Source organism: Xenorhabdus thuongxuanensis, assembly GCF_001908095.1.
Taxonomy (GTDB): Bacteria; Pseudomonadota; Gammaproteobacteria; order Enterobacterales; family Enterobacteriaceae; genus Xenorhabdus; species Xenorhabdus thuongxuanensis.
The window spans coordinates 148,144-173,302 of record NZ_MKGR01000001.1 but is presented as its reverse complement, the minus strand read 5'-3'; the positions used below and the strand labels follow the sequence as shown (position 1 = coordinate 173,302).

At 41.5% G+C, this 25,159-nt stretch carries 19 protein-coding genes; 8 read left to right on the top strand and 11 right to left on the bottom strand.

The window, feature by feature from the left end:
• Positions 1-421 precede the first annotated feature (421 nt).
• Both Xentx_RS00755 and Xentx_RS00750 read left to right on the top strand, forming a co-directional pair.
• Positions 422-1,531, top strand: coding sequence for a hypothetical protein (locus Xentx_RS00755; protein ID WP_074018362.1), 1,110 nt, complete (start codon positions 422-424; stop codon positions 1,529-1,531).
• Positions 1,532-1,676: 145 nt separating this feature from the next.
• On the top strand, positions 1,677-6,776 hold the full coding sequence (locus Xentx_RS00750) for an RHS repeat domain-containing protein (RefSeq protein WP_074018361.1): 5,100 nt from the start codon (positions 1,677-1,679) through the stop codon (positions 6,774-6,776).
• Between the two features lie 86 nt (positions 6,777-6,862).
• On the opposite strand, the gene sseA is transcribed toward Xentx_RS00750, so the two are convergent.
• Complete coding sequence (sseA, locus tag Xentx_RS00745; RefSeq protein WP_074018360.1) at positions 6,863-7,702, bottom strand: 3-mercaptopyruvate sulfurtransferase; 840 nt, start codon at positions 7,700-7,702, stop codon at positions 6,863-6,865.
• A 39-nt stretch (positions 7,703-7,741) separates the two neighbouring features.
• A complete protein-coding gene (locus Xentx_RS19065; protein ID WP_167366736.1) occupies positions 7,742-7,897 on the bottom strand; it encodes a hypothetical protein in 156 nt (51 codons plus the stop codon).
• A gap of 213 nt (positions 7,898-8,110) precedes the next feature.
• Here Xentx_RS19065 and dinG point away from each other — a divergent pair, with 213 nt between their 5' ends.
• A complete protein-coding gene (dinG, locus tag Xentx_RS00735) occupies positions 8,111-10,225 on the top strand; it encodes an ATP-dependent DNA helicase DinG (RefSeq protein ID WP_074018358.1) in 2,115 nt (704 codons plus the stop codon).
• A gap of 34 nt (positions 10,226-10,259) precedes the next feature.
• Here the strand turns inward: dinG and Xentx_RS00730 are convergent, their stop codons facing one another.
• The 5 genes from Xentx_RS00730 to rhtA all read right to left on the bottom strand — a co-directional run bounded on the left by Xentx_RS00730 (position 10,260) and on the right by rhtA (position 14,799).
• Positions 10,260-10,889 carry an AAA family ATPase gene (locus tag Xentx_RS00730; RefSeq protein ID WP_074018357.1) on the bottom strand — a complete coding sequence of 210 codons (630 nt, stop codon included), beginning with the start codon at positions 10,887-10,889 and terminating at the stop codon, positions 10,260-10,262.
• Positions 10,890-11,723: 834 nt separating this feature from the next.
• Positions 11,724-12,014, bottom strand: coding sequence for a hypothetical protein (locus Xentx_RS00725; RefSeq protein ID WP_074018356.1), 291 nt, complete (start codon positions 12,012-12,014; stop codon positions 11,724-11,726).
• 763 nt (positions 12,015-12,777) lie between these two features.
• A complete protein-coding gene (locus tag Xentx_RS00720) occupies positions 12,778-13,002 on the bottom strand; it encodes an alkylphosphonate utilization protein (protein ID WP_074018355.1) in 225 nt (74 codons plus the stop codon).
• Positions 13,003-13,191: 189 nt separating this feature from the next.
• Positions 13,192-13,698, bottom strand: a complete 507-nt coding sequence (gene dps, locus Xentx_RS00715) for a DNA starvation/stationary phase protection protein Dps (RefSeq protein ID WP_074018500.1) — start codon at positions 13,696-13,698, stop codon at positions 13,192-13,194.
• 210 nt (positions 13,699-13,908) lie between these two features.
• Positions 13,909-14,799 carry a threonine/homoserine exporter RhtA gene (gene rhtA, locus Xentx_RS00710; protein WP_074018354.1) on the bottom strand — a complete coding sequence of 297 codons (891 nt, stop codon included), beginning with the start codon at positions 14,797-14,799 and terminating at the stop codon, positions 13,909-13,911.
• Between the two features lie 235 nt (positions 14,800-15,034).
• Between rhtA and Xentx_RS00705 the strand changes: the two genes are divergently transcribed.
• A complete protein-coding gene (locus Xentx_RS00705) occupies positions 15,035-15,499 on the top strand; it encodes a GNAT family N-acetyltransferase (protein WP_074018353.1) in 465 nt (154 codons plus the stop codon).
• Between the two features lie 200 nt (positions 15,500-15,699).
• Here the strand turns inward: Xentx_RS00705 and Xentx_RS00700 are convergent, their stop codons facing one another.
• The gene (locus Xentx_RS00700) at positions 15,700-16,707 is read right to left on the bottom strand and encodes a Gfo/Idh/MocA family protein (protein WP_074018352.1); all 1,008 of its coding nucleotides are present in this window, start codon (positions 16,705-16,707) and stop codon (positions 15,700-15,702) included.
• Between the two features lie 263 nt (positions 16,708-16,970).
• Here Xentx_RS00700 and Xentx_RS00695 point away from each other — a divergent pair, with 263 nt between their 5' ends.
• Positions 16,971-18,566 (top strand): ABC-F family ATPase, encoded by a 1,596-nt coding sequence (locus Xentx_RS00695; protein WP_074018499.1) that lies wholly within the window; start codon positions 16,971-16,973, stop codon positions 18,564-18,566.
• Positions 18,567-18,660: 94 nt separating this feature from the next.
• Here Xentx_RS00695 and moeB read toward each other — a convergent pair whose 3' ends face one another.
• Positions 18,661-19,416 carry a molybdopterin-synthase adenylyltransferase MoeB gene (moeB, locus tag Xentx_RS00690; RefSeq protein ID WP_074018351.1) on the bottom strand — a complete coding sequence of 252 codons (756 nt, stop codon included), beginning with the start codon at positions 19,414-19,416 and terminating at the stop codon, positions 18,661-18,663.
• Between the two features lie 17 nt (positions 19,417-19,433).
• Positions 19,434-20,690: a molybdopterin molybdotransferase MoeA gene (gene moeA / locus Xentx_RS00685; protein ID WP_074018350.1), complete on the bottom strand. Its 1,257-nt coding sequence runs from the start codon at positions 20,688-20,690 to the stop codon at positions 19,434-19,436.
• 241 nt (positions 20,691-20,931) lie between these two features.
• On the opposite strand from moeA, the gene Xentx_RS00680 reads away from it, so the two are divergent.
• The 3 genes from Xentx_RS00680 (at position 20,932) to yeiB (ending at position 24,129) form a co-directional block, all read left to right on the top strand.
• A complete protein-coding gene (locus tag Xentx_RS00680) occupies positions 20,932-22,116 on the top strand; it encodes a YbfB/YjiJ family MFS transporter (protein ID WP_074018349.1) in 1,185 nt (394 codons plus the stop codon).
• A 171-nt stretch (positions 22,117-22,287) separates the two neighbouring features.
• Positions 22,288-22,956 (top strand): GTP cyclohydrolase I FolE, encoded by a 669-nt coding sequence (folE, locus tag Xentx_RS00675; RefSeq protein WP_074018348.1) that lies wholly within the window; start codon positions 22,288-22,290, stop codon positions 22,954-22,956.
• A gap of 15 nt (positions 22,957-22,971) precedes the next feature.
• A complete protein-coding gene (gene yeiB / locus Xentx_RS00670; RefSeq protein ID WP_074018347.1) occupies positions 22,972-24,129 on the top strand; it encodes a DUF418 domain-containing protein YeiB in 1,158 nt (385 codons plus the stop codon).
• 93 nt (positions 24,130-24,222) lie between these two features.
• Here yeiB and sanA read toward each other — a convergent pair whose 3' ends face one another.
• Positions 24,223-24,960: an outer membrane permeability protein SanA gene (gene sanA / locus Xentx_RS00665; protein ID WP_074018346.1), complete on the bottom strand. Its 738-nt coding sequence runs from the start codon at positions 24,958-24,960 to the stop codon at positions 24,223-24,225.
• Positions 24,961-25,159 lie beyond the last annotated feature (199 nt).

Here is a 25,159-nt window from a genome sequence, read left to right as displayed (position 1 = left end):
TGTTATTTTTTTCTGGAAAATTTGGATATTTTGGTTATATTGGTATTATAAAATTTATTATGTGGGGATTTTAAAGGTTTTAGATTAAATCCTTTAAGGAAGTATAAATATATTTACATATTTTTTCATATGTATTCATTATATAAACATAAGTATTAAGTGATTGAAAATCTAATTAATGTAACGCATTTTATTTATTATAAGTTAAATGATAGATTTAAAGTTTTTATTATTATATATGTTTTAATAATTTATTGTTTGATAGCGGTTCTAAATAACATTCCAAAATAATGCTTCACCTTGTGCAACATAAGCACTTTATATTCAAATGGTTGAAGGTACTATGTATAGCAGCATTATGAAATCCTATTTAGCTTTAGAAATAATTTGATTAACTTAACTTAACTTATAGGAAACTCATATGAACAACTGGCAAGATAACGATAAACTCGCTAAAGACTGTAAAGATGACGATCCAACCTGGCATGGGGTAATTGAGTTAAAGATAAAACTACCTCAGATAAGTCGTGAAGCTAGGATCTTTGCTAACGGAAAAAATAGGGTGGCGATCGATATTTATATTCAAGCAACTAATTGTAACAATAAAACGATATTAGTCCCAAGAGATTTGCTTTTGCAGCATGTCTGGCTGGTTGATTATGACACACAAGAAAAGCTTCTCTGGAATGCAAGAGAAGGAGACAATTTTACCTGGTCTTATATAGATATACCTAATGAATTTACGAACACGCCCAAAATCCCATCGTTGATTAATAAAGAAGAAAATAATGGAGATAATAATATAAATCTAAGTAGGATAACTTATTATGTATACTGCTCACCTGCGGCAGTAGATAAAACCAAACAAATTGCTGTATTGGTTACGACGCAAACTGGTAAGACAGCAACAACAGCCTTTGGAGTAAGTGCTACATTTGATTCATTTGTCCAACTTACGTCGATGCCTGAAATGCATTATAAGCTTTCTGATATACATTGGCATACCAAAACAATCCAAACAAAATACGCTGATATTGAAGGTCATCATATGGTTTCCTGGAATCAGGATAATACCTATGTAAAGTTGAATCGAGGGGATAGATATATTGTAGCCTTATCTTGGAGTGGGAATAATCCTCTCACTGGTGACAATATACCTTCTAATTGTATACATCAGCGTTATCATGCGGACTTCGATGACGTTTTGCCCGATTCTGGTTACTATTGTGTACATTTCATTTGGGCCTTGGGGGGAAAAACGAACGTTGCCATAGGTAATACCACGTGGTGGGAAGTGCCTGTTAAATATGAGATAAATATCGACATTAGACAAGAAGGAGATAAGGCCATTTGTTTTACCGTAATGAAGGTCTGGGTGGAAAGGCATCCTATGTTACATGATACTTGGTTTGGGGATTTTACTGTTTATTTTTATGATCAGTATGGAAATAAAGGAATATTTGGGATAGTGCCAAATAATAATAACGACGAAGAAAAAAACAAAGACCATTTTATAGATGTTGAAGAATGAGTTTGGAATGGCTACGGATTAAAAAACGAGGATGCATACGCTATATATAATGTTTTTCTCAGTCGTCGTCGTGGATTTTCTTTTGAGCATCCTCTGGTTATGAAATGAAAAGTTTTTTCATCAAATAAAAAAGTGAGGCGCCAAAATGCAGAATAATTTTTTCTCTCATGCCCACAATTTTCAAAGTGCGGCCACGGGTAGCGTTGATCCCCGTACTGGCCTGTTTACTTATATGATGCTGGTGGCTCAGTTAACCGGTAATAACCATCTCGGTCCGACCCAAACGATAGCACTGTCATATAACCCGCTTAATATTGGAAACATTGGCTTTGGTATTGGCTTTTCCCTTGGGCTGACTCAATATGATAGCCAGCAACGGCAGTTAAGCCTCTCAACCGGTGAACACTATAAAGTGGATGAATACGAGGATACCGTCTATCTGAAACAGTATAAACAGGATGTGGTGCGGTTTGAAAAGGATGTCGCTCAGAATGTCTACAGGGTGATCCATAAATCTGGCATGGTTGAAATTTTAACCGGACCGGACAATGCCTATCACCTCAAAGTGCCCACCCAGATATTTACCCCCCTTGGTCATTCTCTGAAACTGGACTGGGAGAGTGATTTCGGTCCTGTCCTGTTTCTGACAGCGATCACGGATGATACAGGGCGAGTGTTGTTAAAAGTGCACTATGAACACGGCAGTTATACCCGTTTCACGGTCTGGCCGGGCACGACTGAAGCTTATGAGATTCAATTGTTGTTCGCGAATGACTATGTGACTCAGGTTCAGAAAGATACCATTACCGGCAAAGCGTTAACCTGGGAGATAGGTTATGACATAGAGAGCCAGTTTTTGAATCGGGTGGCCTCCCCGACGGGGTTGACGGAGAAGGTGAATTATCATCTTGATGGTCACCGTTTTCCCGACGGGGCGCCCTTGTCCTCTTTACCCTATGTCACCCAATACACGCAATCGCCCGGTCACAGCCCAGATTCAGATATTGTACGAACCTATCAATATACTGCGGCGAACTTTCTCGGTTATGGGGCTCAGGGGCGCTGGCATCCGGATGAAGACTATCTCTACGGTGTCCTAAGTGATTACCAGTATGGTTCAACCGAACACTGGGACAACGGTACAACGCAACGCCATATTACCCGCCGCTATAACAAATACCATTTGCTGGTTGCCGAGATGACGGAGCAGAATGGATGCAAGCGGGAACATAAGACCAGTTATTATGCCCAAGTGGGTTTGTCGTTTGAAGAACAATCCCCTCAATTCCAGATGCCAAAAATGGCAGATATCAGCTTTAATGATGTTTCTGACGTGGAGGTTGTCCAGACCGAATTTGATGAGGCGGGTAACCCGACCATGCAGATTGCCCCAGATGGCACCCGTACTGACTGGGTTTATTATCCGGTTAAGGGGGAAGAAGGCGCCTGTCCGGCTTCCCCGCATGGCTTCGTACGTTTTGTCAAATCCAAGACTGTTACACCCGGCAAATCTTCTCCCGAAGGTACTTATGATGATGCACCGATACATCAGGTGGTTTATCGCTATGATTTATTACCCACACTGGCCGGTGCTCCCGGTACTCATGCTGTAGTCTGCACCTATCAGGGCTGGTATAGCGCCGGCCAGTTGTTGCATGAAAGCCAGACCCGCTATATGAATGATGTGAATTCCCCCGATCATGGGCGCATTCACCGTATTGATGAAACGATATATGCCAGATCAGGAAAGGAACTGGCTGCCGGCAAGACATGGAAAAGTTATCAAACCTTCAGCTATACCCTGCAAGGTGAGGCGCTGATAAAAAGCACCGAATGGACAGGGCATGACCAGCTTAGTTTCACGACCCAGGCCACCCAATCACAGGTCAGCGACAAGTTATGGCATGAAGTGGATGCGCAGGGACGAACTGCCGATTATACCTATGATGATATCGGGCGTATTTCAAATCATATCAGTAATGCCCATACCGATTATTGCCAAACGGTGCAGTATGACTATGCCATTGAAGAGACTGGGGTGATGACGACAATGAAAACCGATGTGTGGGGCAATCAGGTGCGTATTCGCTTCAATGGGCTGGGGCATGCCTATCAGCAGGAAATACTGGAAAAGGGGCAGCCCGATCAGGTCTGGCAGTTAATATCTGAAATGGAGCGGGATCGTTGGGGGCGTGTGGTGACCCAAACGTGGCACGACTGGCTGCCCGCGGAAAATGGCACGGACAGTGCACCCCGTGTGGTTCAGGTTTCCTCCCATCAACGCATTGAATATGATGACTGGGGGAAACCTCACCGGATTAGCAGGGATACAGGCGGGAGTGTCCAACACGATTATGATCCGGTGACCCGCACCGCGCGGATCACCCGACAGGCGGAAGGGCTAACTTTTAGTCACTGTACGGTGGAATATAATAAACGGCATCAGCCTGTCACGATGACGCTCTATGATAGCCAGGGCAGGCAGTATAGCCAGCAGCACAGTCACTATGATGGCTTGGGACGATTACGGGCCACCATTGACGCATTGGGGCAAAAAACGGAATACACCTACGATTTATTGGGACGGTTGTTGACTATCAGTCACAGTGATGGCACGGTGGTACGAAAATCTTATGCCCCGTTTACGACAGACAGTTTAGTGACGCAAATTGCGGTTGGCGATAAGGTGCTGGGAACCCGTAACTTCGACAGCCTGCACCGCCTGATTGTAACCACCAGTGGCGGGCGTACCTACCGTTCGTCCTATCAGGGGAAAAATCCCTATCCCAGTCAGGTCACTGATCCGTTGGGACAAACGACGATGTATACCTATGAACCCTTGCTCGATCATGCCTTGACACAGGTGGAGGCGGGGGAAATACAGCAGCGCTTTACCTATGATCCCAAGACTGGGATGATGACGGAGGCCAGTGCTGCACAACGGGCTACACATCGTATGGGATATACCGCTTCCGGCCGTTTGCAGCGGGAAACTTTCCATTTTGAGGATGCCAAGGCAGGGGCAGCACGGGAGGCGCATTATACCTATTCCCCTATCGGCCGGCTGACCGCCTATCAGGACGTGACAGGAAAAAAATGTCATGTCAGTTTTGATGAGTTTGGCCGTCCGATTGCCACGCGGGATGCTGATATTGACGTGGTATTGACCTATGATGCGGCCAGTCGGGTCAAGTGTTGGTGTGTTCACGATAAACAGCATAACCAAACATTAACCACCACGCTTAGTTTTGATGATTTTGAGCGTGAGACCCAACGCCAAATCCAGACAGAAACGGATACGCTGACGCTTGAGCAAACTTATACGGTCACAGGACAAATAGCATCACGCCTGACCCGTTCACAGAATGCTGGCTTGTTACGTCAGGAAACCTATACGTATGATCCCGCCCGGCGTTGGCTAACAGAATATCACTGTACGGGTTCAGAATGCCCCCGTGATGCTTATGGCTTTAGTATTGCCAGTCAGCGTTTTACTTATGACCTTTTGGGTAACATCCTTACCTGTATAACGACCCTCAATGATGGAAGCCGTGATACAGCGACATTTACCTACAATGCGTCAGATCCCTGTCAGTTGCATACCATTACCCATACGCACCCGAATTATCCGGCCACGATCACCCTGGTATATGACGCTGCGGGTCGCCTGATAGACGATGAGGCTGGCCGGCATTTAACCTATGATGTCCTGGGGCGGCTGATGTCTGTCCGTTTCAGTGACAGCACCAGTACCTATGCTTATGATGCAAGCAACCGACTGGTGCTGCAACAAATGGGGACAGACAAGACCCATGAACTTTATTATCAGGGAACGGTGCGCGTGGCCGAAATCCTGCGCGAAAGTGGCACGGCGACGCGGCTGTTACGTACCCAGGGGGAACTCGTTGCGACCATTACGGATACCCAGACGAATTTATTGGGCACTGACAGCCATAGCAGCGTGTTGGTGAGCCATAAAAATGATGGTACCCAAACCCGCTATCGTTATTCGCCTTATGGGCAGCAGGCCGCAGAGGAGAGCAACCCGGATATTCCGGCTTATAATGGTGAACGGGTTGATCCCGTGATGGGAACTTATCACCTGGGTAATGGCTATCGGGCTTATAATCCAGTTTTAATGCGTTTTAATGCGCCTGATAGCCTGAGTCCGTTTGGTGCCGGGGGTCTCAATGCATATGCCTACTGCCTCGGTGACCCCATTAATCGTATTGACCCTACTGGTCATCTGAGTCTGGGCAGCCTGTTTGGAATTATTGGCGGAGTCATCGGACTGATTGTTGGCTTGGCTATGGCTATTCCCACAGGCGGGGCATCACTGGCTGGCGATGCGGCCATTATTGCGGGACTTGTTGCCGATGTTACGGGGATTGCCAGTGCTGCTACAGAAGACAGTAATCCCCGTGCCTCGGCAACGCTTGGATGGATCTCTCTGGGGTTTGGGGCGCTGAGTCTGGGAGCTGGTGCTATTGGCGGTATTGCCAGAGGTTTGCGGCGGATGGGACAACAGTCAAGCGAGTTTAGTGAAGCGTTTGGTGTAGGGTTCAGTAGTGGGGGAGGAAGAAGAATGAACCTGGCTCTTCCAGGAGAATTACAAGGACGTATGAGTAGCGATCATGTAGTCGCATTTAGGCGAGCTATAAATGAAGAGAGGATTGTGCGAGTTGAAAACCCTACAGGGAGCGGTATTTATACTGTAGGACTAGAAACTCAAGGATTATTACCTGCTGAGGGAGAAGTGGAATACTTGAGAAGGGCATTCTTTAAACCAAGAGGAGATAATTCCACTATAGAAATTATTGATAATACCATTCCATTAGGAAATGGAGTTGTACATTCGTTAGATATATCGAGTGAACAATTTGAAGCATTATATCTGCATTTTATTGAAGCTGGAATATTAGATGTTCGTAATATATCTGATCGTGTGGTTTCCTCTGTCAATACACTTCGTCTTATAGTGCAATCTCATATATCGCGGGTGGAATTAATGAGTGGCAGCACTATAAATATAATGGAAAATTTATGGCACACAGCCGAATTTTCTCATTTTGATATCAATAACTGGCTGTATCATGTGATGCGACAGTCATTGCCTAGCTTAGAATTCCCGTCCAATATTTTATTAAATAATGGAGCCTTTCAATTTTTTAATAATAATTTAATTCCAGATATGAGGAGAGCATTGGCGGGATTCTTAAGTAATATAGCTCAGTTTAGCCATTAAGAGTTTAATTTTATTTTATGTTTCATACCACAACAGGCCGAACTGTGATCGGCCTGTTTTCATCGCTATTTATTCTTTCTAATCATCTATTTTTCTAATGGAAGTGAATCATCGGCTCCCCATTCAGCCCAGGAGCCATCATATAATCCTGCTTCTTTATGACCAATCATATCAAGCCCCAGGACTAAAATAGCGGCTGTCATACCAGAGCCACAACTGGCTATGATGGATTGGTCTAAATCAATACCTTGCTTGCGGAATATTGTCGTAATTTCTTCTACTGGCTTATAACGTCCATTATCAATCAGAGCTGTCCACGGAACATTTTTAGCGCCGGGAAGGTGTCCCATTCTTAGACCTGGGCGGGGTTCTGGCACTTTTGCCTGAAAACGGTCTTCTGCTCTGGCATCCACAAATTGTACTGCTACATCATTACGGAGAGCATCAAGGATTTGCGTCTGAGAACAGACTTTTTCAGGGGTAAACTGAACATTGAAAACTTCAGGTGAGCGGGTAACTTTTCCTGATTCGGTTGGATAACCAGCTTGTTGCCAGCCTTGTAAGCCTCCTTCGAGGATACGGATATGACGGGCACCAAAGATTTTAAATGTCCACCATGCCCGTGGGGCGGAAAACATATTGCCTTGATCGTAAATGACCACCAGATGATTTTCACTGATGCCCATTTTACTAACGGCCTGACGGAAAGTTTCCGGCTCCGGCAGCATGTGTGGCAGGTTGGTTTGTAGATTGGCGATTTTATCAAGATCAAAAAATTGTGTGCCTGGAATGTGCTTCTCTAACCAGAATTGGTGATAATCAATGGATTGGGTGGGCATTGGGGCACTGGCATCAATGACAATAACATTCTCATCATGGAGATGTTCGTTTAACCATTGTGAACTGACAAAATATTCATTTTTCATGAGCTTCCTCATCTGGTGTTACGATACAAACCAGCGTATTTATTGTTGCCCTGTTGGCGTATTTTCCTGCTGAGTCTGTTGTGGCGCTTCTGCTGGTGTGGTTGAGCGGGTATATATATTCATCCCTGCCAGAAAGATCCCACCAATTGAGCCGATGGAAAATAATATAATGATAATAAGCAGGATTTTTTTCATCTCTGTGTCCAATAAGGTTTTAATAAAAAGAGGATAACAATCATCAAAATCCAAAAGATAGAAAGCCAAAAGTATATCGGCTTCTAGAGGCAAGACAAGCGATAAACTATTTTTGCAAAAGCTGGAAACTGTTTCCCAGTAATGGCCTTATAAGGCTGATCTGAGATTCACTCTATGAGAGAATAGTCCCCTCATTTTTAAGCAGCAAAATTCATGGCACTTTCCAATTCAATAAAAAATCAGATCAGTCAGTGGTATAAATCATTGTCTACCCATATTGATGGTTTCATTCCACGCGCGCCGCAACGCCAAATGATCGCTGAGGTTGCAAAGACATTGGCGGATGAAGAAGGTCGGCATTTGGTGATAGAAGCACCAACAGGAGTAGGAAAAACGTTGTCATATCTGATCCCTGGGATTGCCATCAGTCGGGCAGAACAGAAACCATTGGTGGTCAGTACAGCCAATGTTGCTTTACAAGATCAAATCTACAGCAAGGATTTACCGCTGCTGCGTAAGATTATTCCTGATCTGAAATATACGGGCGCTTTTGGTCGGGCACGTTATGTTTGTCCGCGTAACTTGGAAGCTATTTGCGCCGCAGAAGGGGAGCAGATTGACTTGATGTTTCTGGTTGAAGACCAGACTGAAATAGCCAATAGTGAAGAGCGGGAACTATGCCGTCGATTGCGCAGTGATTATACGACATTTGCATGGGATGGTTTACGTGATCACCATAAACTGGCACTGGCAGATTCTCTATGGACAAAAATCAGTACGGATAAAATGAACTGTCTGGCACGCAATTGTCAGTTTTACTCCCATTGTCCATTTTTTCTTGCCCGTAGGGAAATTGAAGATGCAGATGTTGTTGTCGCCAATCACTCTTTGGTTATGGCTGCGTTGGAAAGTGAATCTGTTTTGCCGGAAGCAAAAAATCTGTTGTTAGTTCTGGATGAAGGGCACCATATTCCCGAAGTAGCAAGGGATGCCCTGGAAGTTGAAGGAGAAATAACCTTATTCCAGCTTAATGGGCAGTTAGATGCATTTATCCGTCATGTAGAACAATACCTGGTTCAATTCCGGCCGACAAAACCGCCTGCTTTGGCAAATATTCCTCGATTGCAGACTCATTGTGCAACAATCCGTGAATACTTTACGGAATTGTCGGAGATAACACAGGCATTATTGCCTGAGCGTGGTGAAGCGGAAGAATACCTATTCGAATTGGGAAAGTTACCGGATAGTTTACTGCTATGCTGTCAGCAATTATTTAAACTCACTGATGGATTGCGTGGTTTGGCGGAAGCGATTTTAAATAATTTAGGTGATCAGACAGCCAAACAAGATATTGTCCGCTTGCATCGTGCTATTTTGCAATCCAGCCGGACATTAGGTTATTTTGAGAATATGGCAAAACTGTGGCGTTTGGCTTCACAAGAAGAGTCTTCCCATGCGCCGATATCAAAATGGTTAACGCGCCGCTATGAGAAAAACCAATCACATCTTTATTTTCATTGTGCCGGAATTCGAGTCAGCGAACAATTAACCCAGCTACTATGGCGCACTATTCCTCATATTGTAGTGACATCGGCCACGCTACGTTCACTAAATAGCTTTTCCCGCATTCAGGAACTTACCGGATTACATGAAAATTATGGTGATCGTTTTGTCAGCCTGTCATCACCTTTTGAACATGTGCGACAAGGGCGTTTGATCATTCCTCAAATGACATTAGAACCGACCATTCAAAACGAAATGCAACATCTTGAGGAAATGTCACGTTATTTTCGCTCCCAACTGATGGCAGGGAAACATCGGGGAATGTTGGTACTTTTTAGCAGCCAGCGAGCAATGGAAGGGTTCCTGACTTTTGTTACGGACTTGCGGTTGATGTTATTGGTACAAGGTGATCAGCCTCGTTATCGATTGGTAGAAACGCATTGCAAGCGTATTGATGAAGGACAAACCAGCGTTCTAATTGGGTTGCAGTCATTTGCAGAAGGGTTGGATCTCAAAGGTGATTATCTTTCACAAGTTCATATCCATAAAGTTGCATTTCCTCCTGTAACCAATCCGGTGATTATTACTGAAAGCGCATGGCTGAAATCTTTGCAACGTTATCCATTTGAAGTACAGAGTTTGCCTAGTGCGTCTTTTAACTTGATCCAACAAGTGGGGAGGCTAATTCGTAGCCATGAGTGTTATGGTGATGTCGTGATTTATGACAATCGTTTATTAACCAAACGTTATGGTTCACGTTTATTGAATTCTTTGCCTGTATTTCCAATTGAACGGCCAAAGGTGCCGTCGAAAAAGGATAAATAACTCAAGGATGGGTTATTTATCCAATCGCATTGCATCAATGTTCCATCTTGATAACTTGGTTTTGATGTATCTTATAATCATTGATCATTAACCCTTGCAAGAAACTCTCATCATGAGAGCTTAAAATAAAAATTTTTTTGTCGGCAAAGGATTTGATCATCTTCCTAAAAAAAGTGATTGATTTTACATCAAGACCATTAGTGGGTTCATCAAAAATATAAACATCAACATCAGACATTAATGCTGATGTCAGTAAAAATTTCTTTTTAGTGCCTAAAGACATATTGCCGAATTCTGTATATAAGTAATGAGAGATACCAAGACCTGTTAAATAATCTACCAAATGAGCGTTATGATTTATCTTTTTATAACGTTTGGTTAAATTAATGATATCAAGGCCAGTAAGAAAATGGTAAAAATTAACTTGGTCAGATAGATAAAAACCTTGCTTTTGCAAGTTGAATAAATGATTTTTATGATCTTTGACAAAATTGATTTTACCTTTATTCATCTTTTTAATGCCAGAAAGGCAAGAAAGAAAGGTTGTCTTGCCAGAACCATTGATGCCAGTGATACGATTTATACCAATATTAAATTGACAATTAACATTTGAGAATATTTTTCTACTACCAACCGTCGTCTCCAGTTCAATGATATCAAGCATAAATATATCCTCCTAAACAAGAAAATAAAACTATGGAACATAATGTGAGTAATTTTGTATAGTGTGTCTTTGATAGGTTCATTAGTGCAGTGAAAACAGATATTACATAATAATAAAGAAATAAAACTATATACAATGAATTTGTCACAAAGAGAATGAATACACAACATGAGATAGTAAAAACAGAAAGGCATATACAATAATGAAGAAACCGAAGTTTTTTTGTTGATAGAAAATTAATTAGTTGACAAAGGTGATTTTTATTGGTGTGAATTAAATTATAGAATAATCTCATTGAGATATAGAGCATGAATCCAAAATAACCTATTGTAATATAATTGATTTTTTTAGGTGCTTGTTGACAAGCTATATAAGCAGTGGAATATAAAACAACTATTGATGTGATTATATTCACAATAAACGTTTTGTTAGTTGAGAGGAAATAAGATAAATCTATAATATAAGGAGATAAAAGTTTATTAGATAAAACAACACCATTTTTTTGATAATTTTTTTTATCTTCTTTCTCATGAATAAATATCTGAAAAGGAATGGTTAAAATAATAAAGATATAAATTAAATTATGTAGTGGACTATATCTGAAAATAGATAGGAAAATAAACAAAAATGATAAAATTATGGTGTGAGATAATTTTAATTCTGACAAGGAAAATCCAATTACGGCAAAAGATATGATCAAGAATAATACAGAAGTGACTTGTGATAATGGATTGACACTACCAGATAATAATCCTATAAAAAAGAAAATAGAAATAGGTATAGCACTATAAGCCATAAAAATAATTCGGCATATAAAGAAAGTTCTTTTGTCTATTAATGATGAAATAAGACTATTTGAGTTGAGTATTTTAATGGAAATAACGGTTTTTGTACTGAATAAAAGATAACATATGCCAGCAGGAATATTGATATCAAGTAAAGGGAAATTATCGTTTTATTTGTGGTTGTTACATATTGTGATAAATGTATCAATCCGATAAAAATCCCTCCCGCTTTTGCTGGAATAAATAAAAAACATAAAAATAAAATAAGATTTTTATTCCCTGATGCAAATTGTTTTATTTTACCTTTGTATTCTAATATATCTGCAATAAGTAAATTCATTTTTCCTCCTAAAACCAGATTCTATATTACTTCTGGTGATTTTATGGATTAATTTTATTTATGTATTAAAATTTATTTATCTACTCTTTTAAAGATTAATTTAATTAAGGTTACATATACCCATCGTTATTAAAGGCACTTAGTCACTTAATAATGACGGGTATACATACACCCCAACAGTTTAACTTACGGGTTTTTAAGAACGCACTTATTCAATAGAATTGAAGTTATATCGTATCTATTGGTGCATACATTCGCTATATACCTCTTTAAGGCAAAATTGGTATTTTTTATGATGTTTAATATGCTTGGCACATATAGTACGTGCGCGTTCCTGGCATTTTTCAGATTTATCATTCAATTTTGCTTCTGTTGCAAATGTATTCCAGGATATTAATAGCAGAATAGCTGTGCATAGAGTAAGTGAAGTCTTCATCTTGTAACCTCTATATAAATTTTAATATTTTCAATATCTTTACTCTGTATCAGAATAAAAACATATTTATCATAAATTCTCTTGGTTGAAATTCCAATCTATTTAGTGTTTTTCTAAGGCTTGATTTATGAATTATGTATTTAATGGATTGATTTTCTAAGTGATATTGCTATTTTTTGGCGGCAAAACTTCATTGGCAGTGGTAATAATGAGTTGCCTGACTCAATATGAACGATACTATTCGATTTTAATCCCGTTAATAAAAAAGGATAAATAATATAAAATTTAATATTATTTATCCTTTAAGCAGTAATAGGATTGTAACTGTTATTTATCTATTTTTTTCAGGAAGCAAGTTTTCAGGACTAATCCCTTAATTTTATCGGCATTGCATTCAATCTCATCTTCGCGGTGAGTCAGGCGGATGTTTTTGATCAGCGTGCCGCGTTTCAGTGTCTTAGAAGTCCCTTTGACTTTCAAATCTTTGATAACCTGAACTGAATCACCGTCGTTCAGCAATGTGCCGTTAGAATCTTTGACTTCGATATCCATCTTATAGAATCCTCATGTTTATTTTTAAATCAAAAAAGGATTATAGAGAGAAAAATGATTTTTTTAAAGGTTTGCGGGGTTTTTAAGGTTATAACTTCTTTTTTTAATATTTTTTCAATCAACGTTCATTGTTGATTGAAAAAAGGCCACAGATGTGACCTTAACTTAATGAAGAATAATATTTTTATTTTATTGCTCAATATTTGCTTCGATAAACCATAAAAATTTGTCGAGATCACGGGATGCCGCGGTAAACATATCCGCAGTGTCTTCATCTTCCGTATCAACAATCGCCTGACGGATATCATTAGCAACGACAGCATAACGATCTGCCAGTGCCTTTAAATGATCCTGTACACTATGAATACCTGTTGGGTAGCTTTCCAGTGTGGTACGTTTATACACTTCTTGAACAGTGCCTAGCGCCGTTTCACCTAATTGAACAGCTCGCTCTGCAAATGTGTCAAGATGATCCGTAATGGAATTACGAAAATCATCCAGCATTTCATGAATAGCGATGAAATTGCGGCCACGCATGTTCCAGTGAGCTTGTTTAGTCAACATGGATAGATCGATAAATTGGGTTACCATATGATTTAAGGCAGTAATCGTTCTCTGTTTAATACCTTCATCAAGATTATTTCGGGTATAAATCAGGCCGGAAGGTTGGGTTTTGATTAATTTTGCTGTATTCATCATAATGCTCCCTTAATTCTGAGTAATGAGTTATCTCATTAGATAGAATAAATTTAGTTGATCATTTGCCGGAAGTCATGTTGCTTATATCTATCAAATTGATAGTTATTATATTGGTCGATAACATATTGATAATTTTTGAAAATAAAAAACCAGAGAATAAAATTCTTTCTCCGGCTTCAATAGATCATATCAATATTTTTAAAGTCATTATTCTACTTTTTCTATTTTAGTTTTTCGCTTAATAGTCGAGGTGGAGCCTATAGAAGCACAAATAATGCAAAAGAGAGCAATCCATTGAGTCTTTGTCAAATGCTCATTAAGGAAGATGATGCCTGATAATGCTCCCAACGCAGGTTCAAGGCTCATTAATGTTCCAAATGTTTTGGCCGGCAGGCGAGTAAGGGCAATCATCTCCAGAGTGTAAGGAAATGCGGTGGATAAAATAGCGATCCCCAGGGCAATAGGCAGCAGAGAAGTATCGAACAGGAGTTCAGTCCCAGTCTGTATTAATCCAATTGGGAAAAAGATAAAGGCAGCAATGAGTGAACCGATAGAGACCGTTGCGGCACCGTAGCCCGCCCCAGCACGTTGCCCAAAAATAATATAAAGTGCCCAAAAAACACCGGCTCCCAGTGCGTACACAATACCTATAGGATCGAGGGCATTGACGCTATTCCCGATTGGCAGCAGGAAGCTTAATCCGGCAATGACCAAGGCAATCCAGAGAAAATCCAGAGGGCGGCGGGAAGAAAACATGGCTACCGCTAAAGGTCCGGTAAACTCAAGCGCAACGGCAATGCCGAGCGGAATTCGGGATAAGGATAGATAAAACAGATAGTTCATTGCTCCCAAGGAAATGCCATAGGCGAAAAGGGGGAGTAATGAAGAACGCTGAAATTTTAGCCTCCACGGTTTAAAAATCAGAAATAGAATAATCGTTCCTAATGCAAGTCTCAGAGCTGTGACACCAGGCGCACCAATGACAGGAAATAATGTTTTAGCCAGTGAGGCTCCAGCTTGAATTGATGTCATTGACAGTAACAATAAAATCACAGGAAACAGTGGAAAAGAAGCTGCCCGATGTTTGGAAAGAGACATTTTAAAAAAACCTCAGTTACAACGTGTTATTTAAGAGATGCCATCTTCGCAGTGAAACAGATATAACTCAACAGTATTATCAGTTGCATGTTTGTTAATAGGGAGTGTTGTGGCTTTGTCGGGGGATTTTGGCACATTGGAGGTATTCAGTGAGGGGACTTGATCGTTTTAATAATCATATTATCCTGTTGGTGGAAATTCATACTGACTCATTAAAAATAATCGAGAGAATATAATGATAATAAGGACGGCTACTATGCAGGATATTGAGTCTATTTTATCTCTTTATCGTGTATTGTTCAGTGAAATGGCTGCATTGCAGCCGGATAGGATGCAAGTGGCTGAACAAGACAGAGATTTTATTGCTTCCAATATCAATAATGATAAGTTTCATTTGTTAGTTGCAGAAGATGAGAATGGCAGCATTAGAGGTTTTGCTATTGCTCAAGAGCAAAAGACGCCTCCCTTTAATTGCCTGGTTCCGAGAACTTATGGTTATGTTTTTGACTTAATAGTGAGTCAGGATGCCAGAAATCTTGGAATTGGTCAGAAATTACTGGCTGGTATGAAAAAGTGGGCGCAAGAAAACCATTATTCACACCTTGAACTGAGCGTATTATCTCAGAATGTTGATGCGATACGTTTTTATATCAGGGAAGGGTATCAAGAAACCAGCAGAACGATGGCGCTTACCTTGTGATCAGGAATGATATATTAAAACCATCAAAGATATACTTTGATGGTTATTGTAGTCGTTAAGGTAGTCAATCTACCCTTCATATTTTTAAGCAGCAATACCAGACTTATTCATCTGATCCACTACATAAATTAAGGTAGTTTAAAAAGTTATACAAAATTTGTTATTTTTAGGTTTTTTACAATATTGTATCTAGCTAGTGACTACTTGTGGAAAATAGTGTTTGAAGCAGCCCGATACTCTTTTAATACTTCATTAATAACCCAACTGGTGCGGGCGGCAGATTCACCCGTGGATGGGCAACTGCCATTACCTTGTATGTTATTAATAACCGTCTGAATGAATGGCATTTGGATATGTTTGGGATTTTCGAAATGATATTGGTGTAGTTGGTTATTTTCGTCATAGTGTGAAATGGGGGAATCACCAAATGTGGCAAAAACTATTTTGCCTTTTGTACCGATAATTTCGACTTTATCCTCACGAGAACTGGCGACAAAATTCCAAATGCCAACTCCTTGAACATGATTCTCGAACATAAATGACATGGAAACGCAGTCTTCGGCGGGATAGGCTTTTGCCTGTGAGTGGGCATGTCCTTTAACTGAAATAATTTTACCCAGTAGAAAATCCAATATATCGAGTGTATGACAAGCTAAATCAACAAATAAACCACCACCAGATATTTCAGGTTTAACAAACCAGGGCAAATTATCAGGATCTTGATAAATAGACGCCATTTCCCTGAATTGCATGCAATTGACAATTCTTGGTGTACCAATTGCTCCAGAATCAATTAATGCTTTTATTTTAATAAATCTCGGTAATGCTCTGCGATAATAAGCGACGAACAGTGGAACTTTTTGAAATCGGCAGATGGCAATCATTTCGTTGCATTCTTCAAATGTTAATGCCATTGGTTTTTCGACATAAACACTTTTGCCGGCCTGTGCTGCCAAAATGGTATATTTCTTATGGGTAGAAGGTGGGGTAGCAATATAAACGGCATCAACTTCCGGATCATTAATCAAAGATTCGGCATCCGAGTACCATTTTCGGATATTGTGCCGTTTGGCAAAATCTTTGGCTAAATCCGCATTGCGACGCATGACAGCGACTAATTCTGAATTCTCTAATTTATAAAAAGCAGGGCCACTTTTTACTTCTGTTACATTACCACAACCTATAATACCCCATCTTACTTTTTGCATTGCATTTTTCCGATATATCAATTTGTTGATTTGTAAAATATAGAAAAAAGTTTATAACAGTATCGTTTTTTGTTCTATATTTCACGCTTCAATATGTTAAATTTTTTATAAAAAATAATTAACATTCAGTATGTTATTTAAGGTATTGCCCTGACTTTAAAAGTGAGTAACGCATTCTGGCGATACTTTTCTTCTGTTGTGGCATAATGCGCGGCTATCGGTTTTATCATCTCCCTTTTTATTCACTTATAAGAGCAACAGTTGTGTTAAGTACAAACAACATCACTATGCAGTTTGGCAGTAAGCCACTGTTTGAAAATATTTCTGTCAAATTCGGCAACGGTAACCGTTATGGTCTGATTGGGGCGAATGGGGCAGGTAAATCTACTTTCATGAAAATCTTGGGCAGAGATTTAACCCCAACTTCTGGTAATGTCAGCCTTGATCCTAATGAGCGTCTGGGTAAGTTGCGTCAGGATCAGTTTGCTTTCGAAGAATATACCGTGTTGGATACTGTCATCATGGGGCACTCGGAGCTGTGGGAAGTCAAACAAGAGCGTGACTGCATTTATGCGATGACAGAAATGAGCGAAGAAGATGGCTACCGTGTCGCGGATCTGGAAGTCGCTTATGGTGAGATGGATGGTTACAGCGCAGAAGCGCGTGCTGGCGAATTGTTGCTGGGTGTCGGCATTCCTGTTGAGCAGCATTATGGCTTGATGAGTGCAGTAGCTCCGGGTTGGAAGTTGCGTGTATTGCTGGCACAAGCCCTGTTTTCCGATCCTGACGTCTTACTGCTCGATGAGCCAACCAACAACCTGGATATCGATACTATCCGCTGGTTGGAGGAAGTGCTCAACGAACGTAACAGCACTATGATCATCATTTCCCATGACCGTCATTTCCTGAATACGGTATGTACCCATATGGCTGATTTGGATTATGGCGAACTGCGTTTGTTCCCTGGCAACTATGATGAGTATATGATTGCCGCAACGCAAGCCCGTGAACGTCTGCTGGCTGATAATGCCAAGAAAAAGGCTCAGATTGCTGAATTGCAGTCATTCGTTAGCCGTTTCAGTGCTAATGCTTCCAAATCTAAACAGGCAACTTCTCGTGCACGTCAGATTGATAAGATCCAGTTGGAAGAAGTGAAAGCTTCCAGCCGTCAGAATCCTTATATTCGCTTTGAACAAGAGAAAAAACTGTTCCGTAATGCACTGGAATTAGAAGGTTTGACCAAGGGTTACGATAACGGGCCACTGTTCAAGGATCTGAATTTGCTGATGGAAGTCGGCGAAAAGATGGCGGTAATCGGTGAAAACGGTATCGGTAAAACGACACTCTTGAAGACTCTGGTGGGTGAAGAAACACCAAATAGCGGCACAATTAAATGGTCTGAAAACAGCACGATTGGCTATTACGCACAGGATCACGCTAGTGATTTTAACTGTGATATGACCGTATTTGAGTGGATGAGCCAATGGAAGCGTGAAGGAGATGATGAGCAGGCAGTACGCAGTATTCTCGGCCGCTTGTTGTTTGGGCAAGATGATATCAAGAAGAAAGTCGGTGTACTTTCTGGTGGTGAGCAAGGCCGGATGCTGTTTGGTAAACTGATGATGCAGAAGCCTAATATTTTGGTTATGGATGAACCAACTAACCACCTGGATATGGAATCTATCGAATCTTTGAACCTTGCGCTGGAACTCTACCAGGGAACACTGATTTTCGTCTCCCATGACCGTGCCTTTGTTAGTTCACTGGCTAGCCGTATTTTGGAAATTAAATCCGATCAGGTTATTGATTTTAAAGGTACTTATGATGAGTATTTGATAAGTCAAGGTATTGTCGGGTAAGCCGGATTTATATTGGAAGAGAAACATCCCGCTAAATTTGGCTGGATGTTTCTTTAATAAAACTTCCAACGGACATAGTTATTGCCAGACATGGTTACTGCGATTGGCAAACCTCACACAAGGGATCTTTCAGCAACGTTATTTGGCGAAATTGCAGGGTCATTGCATCGAAAAGTAATACTTTGCCACAACAGGTTTTCCCGTATTGGGTTAGTAGCTTAATGGTTTCCATTGCCTGCAATGAACCGATAGTTCCTACCAATGGCGCCATGACACCTGCTTCAACACAAGTCAGGCTGTTTTCACCAAACAAGCGGCTCAGGCAACGATAACAAGGCGCTTTCGGTTGATAAGTAAAGACAGAAAGTTGGCCTTCCATGCGGATTGCAGCACCCGATACCAACGTTATTTTGCGTCTATAACACAGGCGATTGAGTTGTTCACGAATGGCAACATTATCTGTACAGTCGAGCACAATTTCGTGTTGGCTGATTAGCTCATCTAACGCCGGATCATCCAGTAAGCCTTCAATGGGGTTGATGGTGATGTGTGGATTGATTTCCCGCAGGGTCAGCGCCGCGGAATGCACCTTTGCCATACCAATACGCCCATCACGGTGGAGGATTTGCCGTTGCAGATTGGAAAGGGAAACCGTATCAAAATCCAGCAGGGTAATTGTCCCAATACCCGCCGCCGCAAGATATTGGGAAGCTGCACAGCCAAGTCCCCCAGCACCCACTATCAACACCTTGGCAGATTTTAATGTTTCCTGTCCGTCGAAATCGAAACCGCGTAAGACAATTTGTCGGTTATAACGCAAGGTTTCTTCATCAGTAAGTTCGACTGCCATTTTTCAGTATCTTCTTATTATTGGTTTTTCAGTAAGTAGTTGAAAAACTCTATTTGCACGGTTTCACCAGCAGCAACATGCCCACGTTCCCGTTCCAACACAATAAAACAGTTGCCGAGGCTATATGAACTAAAGATATGGGAGCCTTGATGCCCCGTAGTTTTCACTTCTAATTCACCATATTCATTCAGTGAAGCAATACCGCGTTGGAAATCCAATCTGCCAGGCGATTTCTTCAAGGGTGTTGTCGTCTTGGCTGTGAGACGCATAGGTGATTGCCATGCAGTAAAACCCGATAAATGGGCAATCAATGGTTGTACTAATTGGTAGAAGGTGAGTACGGCAGACACCGGATTACCGGGTAAGCCGCAGAACCAGGCATTTTCCAATTTACCAAAGGCGAAAGGCTTACCCGGTTTAATGGCGAGTTTCCAAAAACTGATTTTTCCTGCTTCTTCTAAGATTTGCTTGGTGTAATCCGCTTCACCAACAGAAACGCCACCGCTGCTGATCACTAAATCAGCATGTTTATCTGCTTCGATAAAGGCCTGGCGCAATGCATCGGGATCATCGCGGATTACGCCAAGATCGATGATTTCACAATCCAGTTTTTCCAGCATCAGGCGAATAGCAAGTCGGTTGGTATCGTAAATTTGGCCTGCCTGTAAGGGTTCACCGATGGCCTGTAACTCGTCACCGGTAGAAAAAATGGCAACTTTCAGTTTGCGGACAACATTAACCGTTGCAATGCCTAGTGAGGCAATTAGCGGTAATTGTGCTGTGGAGAGTTTGATCCCTTTTGGTAATACCACCGCATTTTGGCTGATATCTTCTCCAATGGTGCGAATGTTCTGCCCCGGTTTTACCGGACGTGTAAAGTGAATTCCTGTTTCTATAACCTCCGTTTGTTCTTGTATAACAACGGCATCAGCGCCAGAAGGAATAGGAGCGCCGGTCATAATGCGGATGCAACTGCCAGTCGGCCATTCCTGCTGAAACGGTATACCCGCCAGTGCCTTGCCTGCTACAGGTAAGGTTTGGTTTTCGTTAAGATCTGCAAGGCGAATGGCGTAACCATCCATTGCTGAATTATCAAAAGAGGGTATGTTGAGCGGGGAAATGATATCAGTGGCGGTAATTCTGCCCGCAGCTTCAGTCAGGTTAATGGTTTCTGTCGTGATCAGTGAGGTAGCAGTGAGGGAAATGGTGTGTGTCAGTAATTTTTCTAATGCTTGATCAAGTGAGATTAAGTCTGATGTATGACAGTGATCCATAAGAGACTCCCTAATATGTCACAAATTGCAATTATTGCAGATGGTGGACAGCTATTTGTTCTTAAGTGGTTATGCTTGTATCGGATGCATTATGGCAAAGATTGCATTGATGGGGAATGACAAGAAATGGTGACTGTCACAGAGAAAGGAGTTGTTAGGAAAAGATGTATATTATATTCATGATTTGTTATAACTTAATGATTCCTACCAAATCAATTAATTTTATTACTATTTAATCACTATGAAAAATAAAACTGTTACATCTGGTAGTCGTAACTATCAAGCTTTTCAGATTGCATTAAGCGGTTTTCTCGCTTTGGTTGTTGCAATGGGAATAGGGCGCTTCACTTTTACACCACAAGTTCCATTGATGATCGCTGAGTCACAACTCACATTAACGGGTGCGGGGATAGTCGCAGCATTCAATTACCTCGGCTATCTGGCGGGTTCTTATGATGCTATGCGGGCGCAGCGTTTTGTGGAATACCGTTTGTGGAGTGGTTTGTGGGGAGCCGTCATTATCACCCTGCTTTCCGCATTGTTGGATGGACCAGTATTGCACAGTATTGCCCGCTTTTTTATTGGCTGGGCAAGTGGCTGGGCGTTGGTTTTGGTGGCCGCATGGGCGAATGATGAATTAGCAAAATTGAATCGGCCAGGGTTGAGTGCGGCTGTTTTCTCTGGGCCAGGAATGGGGATCTTTATCAGTGGCATGGTAGCAATTGGGGTTCAATCCTGGCAGATGAGCGCCGCCAGTGCGTGGCTGTTATATGGCATGCTGGCGCTGTTACTCAGTATTTATGTCAGTCGTTATCTGCCTCGCAGCGGTGAATTACACCGTCCGCAGACGGCGATCCAAACATTGAGCATGACACCGGAAATCAAGCGATTGGTGTGGTGTTATAGTCTGGCCGGGTTTGGCTATATTTTGCCTGCGACGTTTCTTTCCCAAATGGCGACAGAGCGTTTTCCTGATAGCTTGTTTGCCCAATTTGTCTGGCCAATATTTGGCGGTGCTTCGGTCATTGGTATCATGCTGGGAATTTTGCTGCGTAATGTATCAACATCCCAAATTCGTCTGGCGGTTACGTTATGGCTTCAGGCAGTGGGTATTTTGATTGCCGAAATGTTGCCGGATATTGGTGGTTTAATGATTGGGGCATTGCTAGTAGGCGGTGGATTTATGTGTGTAGTACAGCTTGCTTTGCAGTATGGGCGTGAATTGGCTCCCAATCATGCCCGATATATGGCGGGATTGCTGACTACGGGTTATGCACTAGGACAATTGGTAGGGCCAATGTTATCAGCTATTTCGACATGGCTGACAGGCAAATTGGAACCTGCTTTGTATATCGCATTTATTGGGTTGCTCATTGCCGGATTGCTGGTATTTTATCGCACCAATACCCACCGTGAACCATCCTGATTTGGTGCATTGAGGATGTACAGGTATAGTTATGCGCCTATTCGCGTAGACGAATATATACGTAGAACAAGATAAAATAGATTAGTGTGGTATTACATTTGCTGATATCTGCGTAAAATAAGTGTCCCGATTTCCCGTCAAGTAACGGAAATATTTACCTTGGAGAAACTGATGTCATCCCTAAGTACAGAAGCTGCGCTGGTGCATTCGGCACTGGTTGACCGTGGTCTTGAAACCCCATTGCGTGGATCAACTTTAGCGCCAGAGGAGCGTAAAGCACGCATTGAGGAACATATGACAGAAATTATGAAACTGTTAAATCTCGATTTACGTGATGACAGTTTGGCAGATACGCCCGGTCGTATCGCGAAAATGTATGTGGATGAGATATTTTCAGGGTTGGACTATAACAATTTCCCGAAAATTACGCTGATAGAAAATAAAATGAAAGTGGATGAAATGGTGACAGTGCGTGATATTACGATGACCAGCACTTGTGAACACCATTTTGTTACTATTGATGGCAAAGCCACGGTTGCTTATATTCCTAAGGACAAAGTCATTGGTCTGTCAAAGATTAACCGCATTGTCCAGTTTTTTGCACAGCGCCCACAAGTGCAGGAGCGTTTAACACAGCAGATTTTGATTGCACTACAAACCCTGCTTGGCACAAATAATGTCGCTGTTTCCATTGATGCTGTCCATTATTGCGTGAAAGCGCGTGGTATTCGCGATGCGACCAGTACCACAACGACGACTTCGCTGGGTGGGTTATTTAAAACCAGCCAGAATACACGACAGGAGTTCCTGCGTGCTGTGCGTCATTTGCACTTATCATAATGAATTTCTATTACCATGAAACACAGTTGTAATGGGGTAATGTGTCAGAGAATTGAGATACTTGATAGCGTGCGCGGTTTTGCCATTTTGGGAATATTGCTGCTGAACATTTCCAGTTTTGCCTTGCCATATGCAGCCTATATGAATCTGTTTTATAAAGATTCAGTCTCGTTCTCTGACGTGATGACATGGTCTGTATTGAATACCTTTACTCAGGGAAAATTTTTGTTCATCTTGACGCTGTTGTTCGGAGCATCACTCGAATTGCTTCGGCAGCGGGGGCGTGATTGGAATATCCCCAGGTTACTGGTTTTGGCTGTTATTGGTTTATTGCATGGTGTCTTGCTATGGGATGGTGACATTTTGTTGTCATATGGCGTTGTTGGCTTATTAGCATGGCGTTTTATCGATAATCGTCAAAAATTGTTTGGTACAGCGGTGACTTGCTATTTATTTGGCGTAATGATGTTTTACCTTCTGGGGCTCTTTCCCTTAGGGGAAAATAATTCATTCTGGCAGCCTACACCGGAAGATATTTCTTATGAAAGCTACTGGAAAACGTATGGTGGATTATTGGCCATAGAATACCGTATTCGTCAGATAAGTGGTGCGATGATTTTGGTGATTGTGCAATATGGCTGGCAAATAATGGGTGTCATGCTTTGTGGTGCTATGTTGCTGCGTAATGGTTGGTTAAAAGGGGAATTCAGTCGTAAACATTACCGCCGATTAGCATTATGCCTGATCCCCGTTGGTATGACGATTCAGGGTATTGCCTTGTCGATACAATATTTATATCCCTATAGTTATTTTGCATCCTGGACTGTCCGTTACACCATTACTGAATTGGCAACACCGTTGCTGGCATTGGCTTATATCGCATTGATTTATGGGTTTTGGCCTGCCATTTCGCGTTGGAAAATCACGTTTTGGCTCCGGCAGGTCGGGAAAATGGCACTGAGTAGTTACTTGTTGCAAACACTGGTTTGTACCACGCTGTTTTATCGCTTTGAGTTATTTGGACAGTTTAGCCGTTTGGAGTTAATGGCATTTATTCCCTTTATCTGGGCATTGAATATTTGGTTTGCTTGCTGGTGGTTGAAGCGTTATTCTCAGGGCCCGATGGAAAAGCTCTGGCGCAGTTTAACAGTAAAGTTGGCAGGTAAGGTTTAGGAACGTTTTGCTAACCATTTTACCTCTGACAGATTTTAAGAAATTAATAGGTTTCAGGTTTCAGGTTGCAGTTTTGTCGGTAAACTGCAACTTTTATCCATTCTTATTGCCTTTGCTTTGCGGCTTCCTTTCTAATTCTTGTAACTCCTCTGGTGATACCGCAGGGTAACCTTGAATTCCTGTTGGTACAGTATGTGGGGCAGGGATCGGCATTAATGGGCCTAAAAAGCGAGGTTCACGTTTTAAAATATAGAGATCAGTCAAGGCACCGAGACGAGCCAATACTTCCCTGAAACGGATCGTCATCATATTCTTGGGGGAGGGAACCGCATAACATTGTGCTTCTATGCCAAAATGCATAGCGATAAACAAGGCACGTTCACAATGAAAGCGCTGAGTGATTATAGTAAAATCGTTGGTATCAAATACCTTGCGGGTTCTGACAACCGAGTCCAATGTTCTGAAACCAGCAAAATCCAACACAATGTTACTGGCTGGAATTCCTGCTTTGATCAAATCCTTTCTCATAGTAATTGGCTCATTATAACTATGCTGGGCGTTATCCCCACTCAATAGCAGGTATTTGACTTTACCGCTGTTGTAAGCATTAACCGCTCCTTGGATCCGATAGAAATAATATTGGTTATATGTACCGGTTTTATAATATTTGGATGTGCCGAGTACCATACCGACTTCTCGCTCAGGCAATTGTCTAACATCATCAAAAATGGAAGGAGCAGTTTTCCAGCTAACCCAACGATCAAGCATAATGGCTGCCAGTATAAGGACAGCAATGATAAAAATGAGACCAGTAATCAAGCGCTTCCACATGATTTTTGTGTGCCTTATATGTGCAGATGAGCCAATGCCCTAAAGGCTACTTGACTTGAAATATTGAAGCAAGTTTTGGGGGAGAATATCGGAACCTAAACGGATTCAATTTAAAAAATATAAAGCAATTATTTATGAGTTACTTGGCTGGATGATTATTTTTCAAGCCTGCCAATCATATTGGCAGGCTTATTACCAA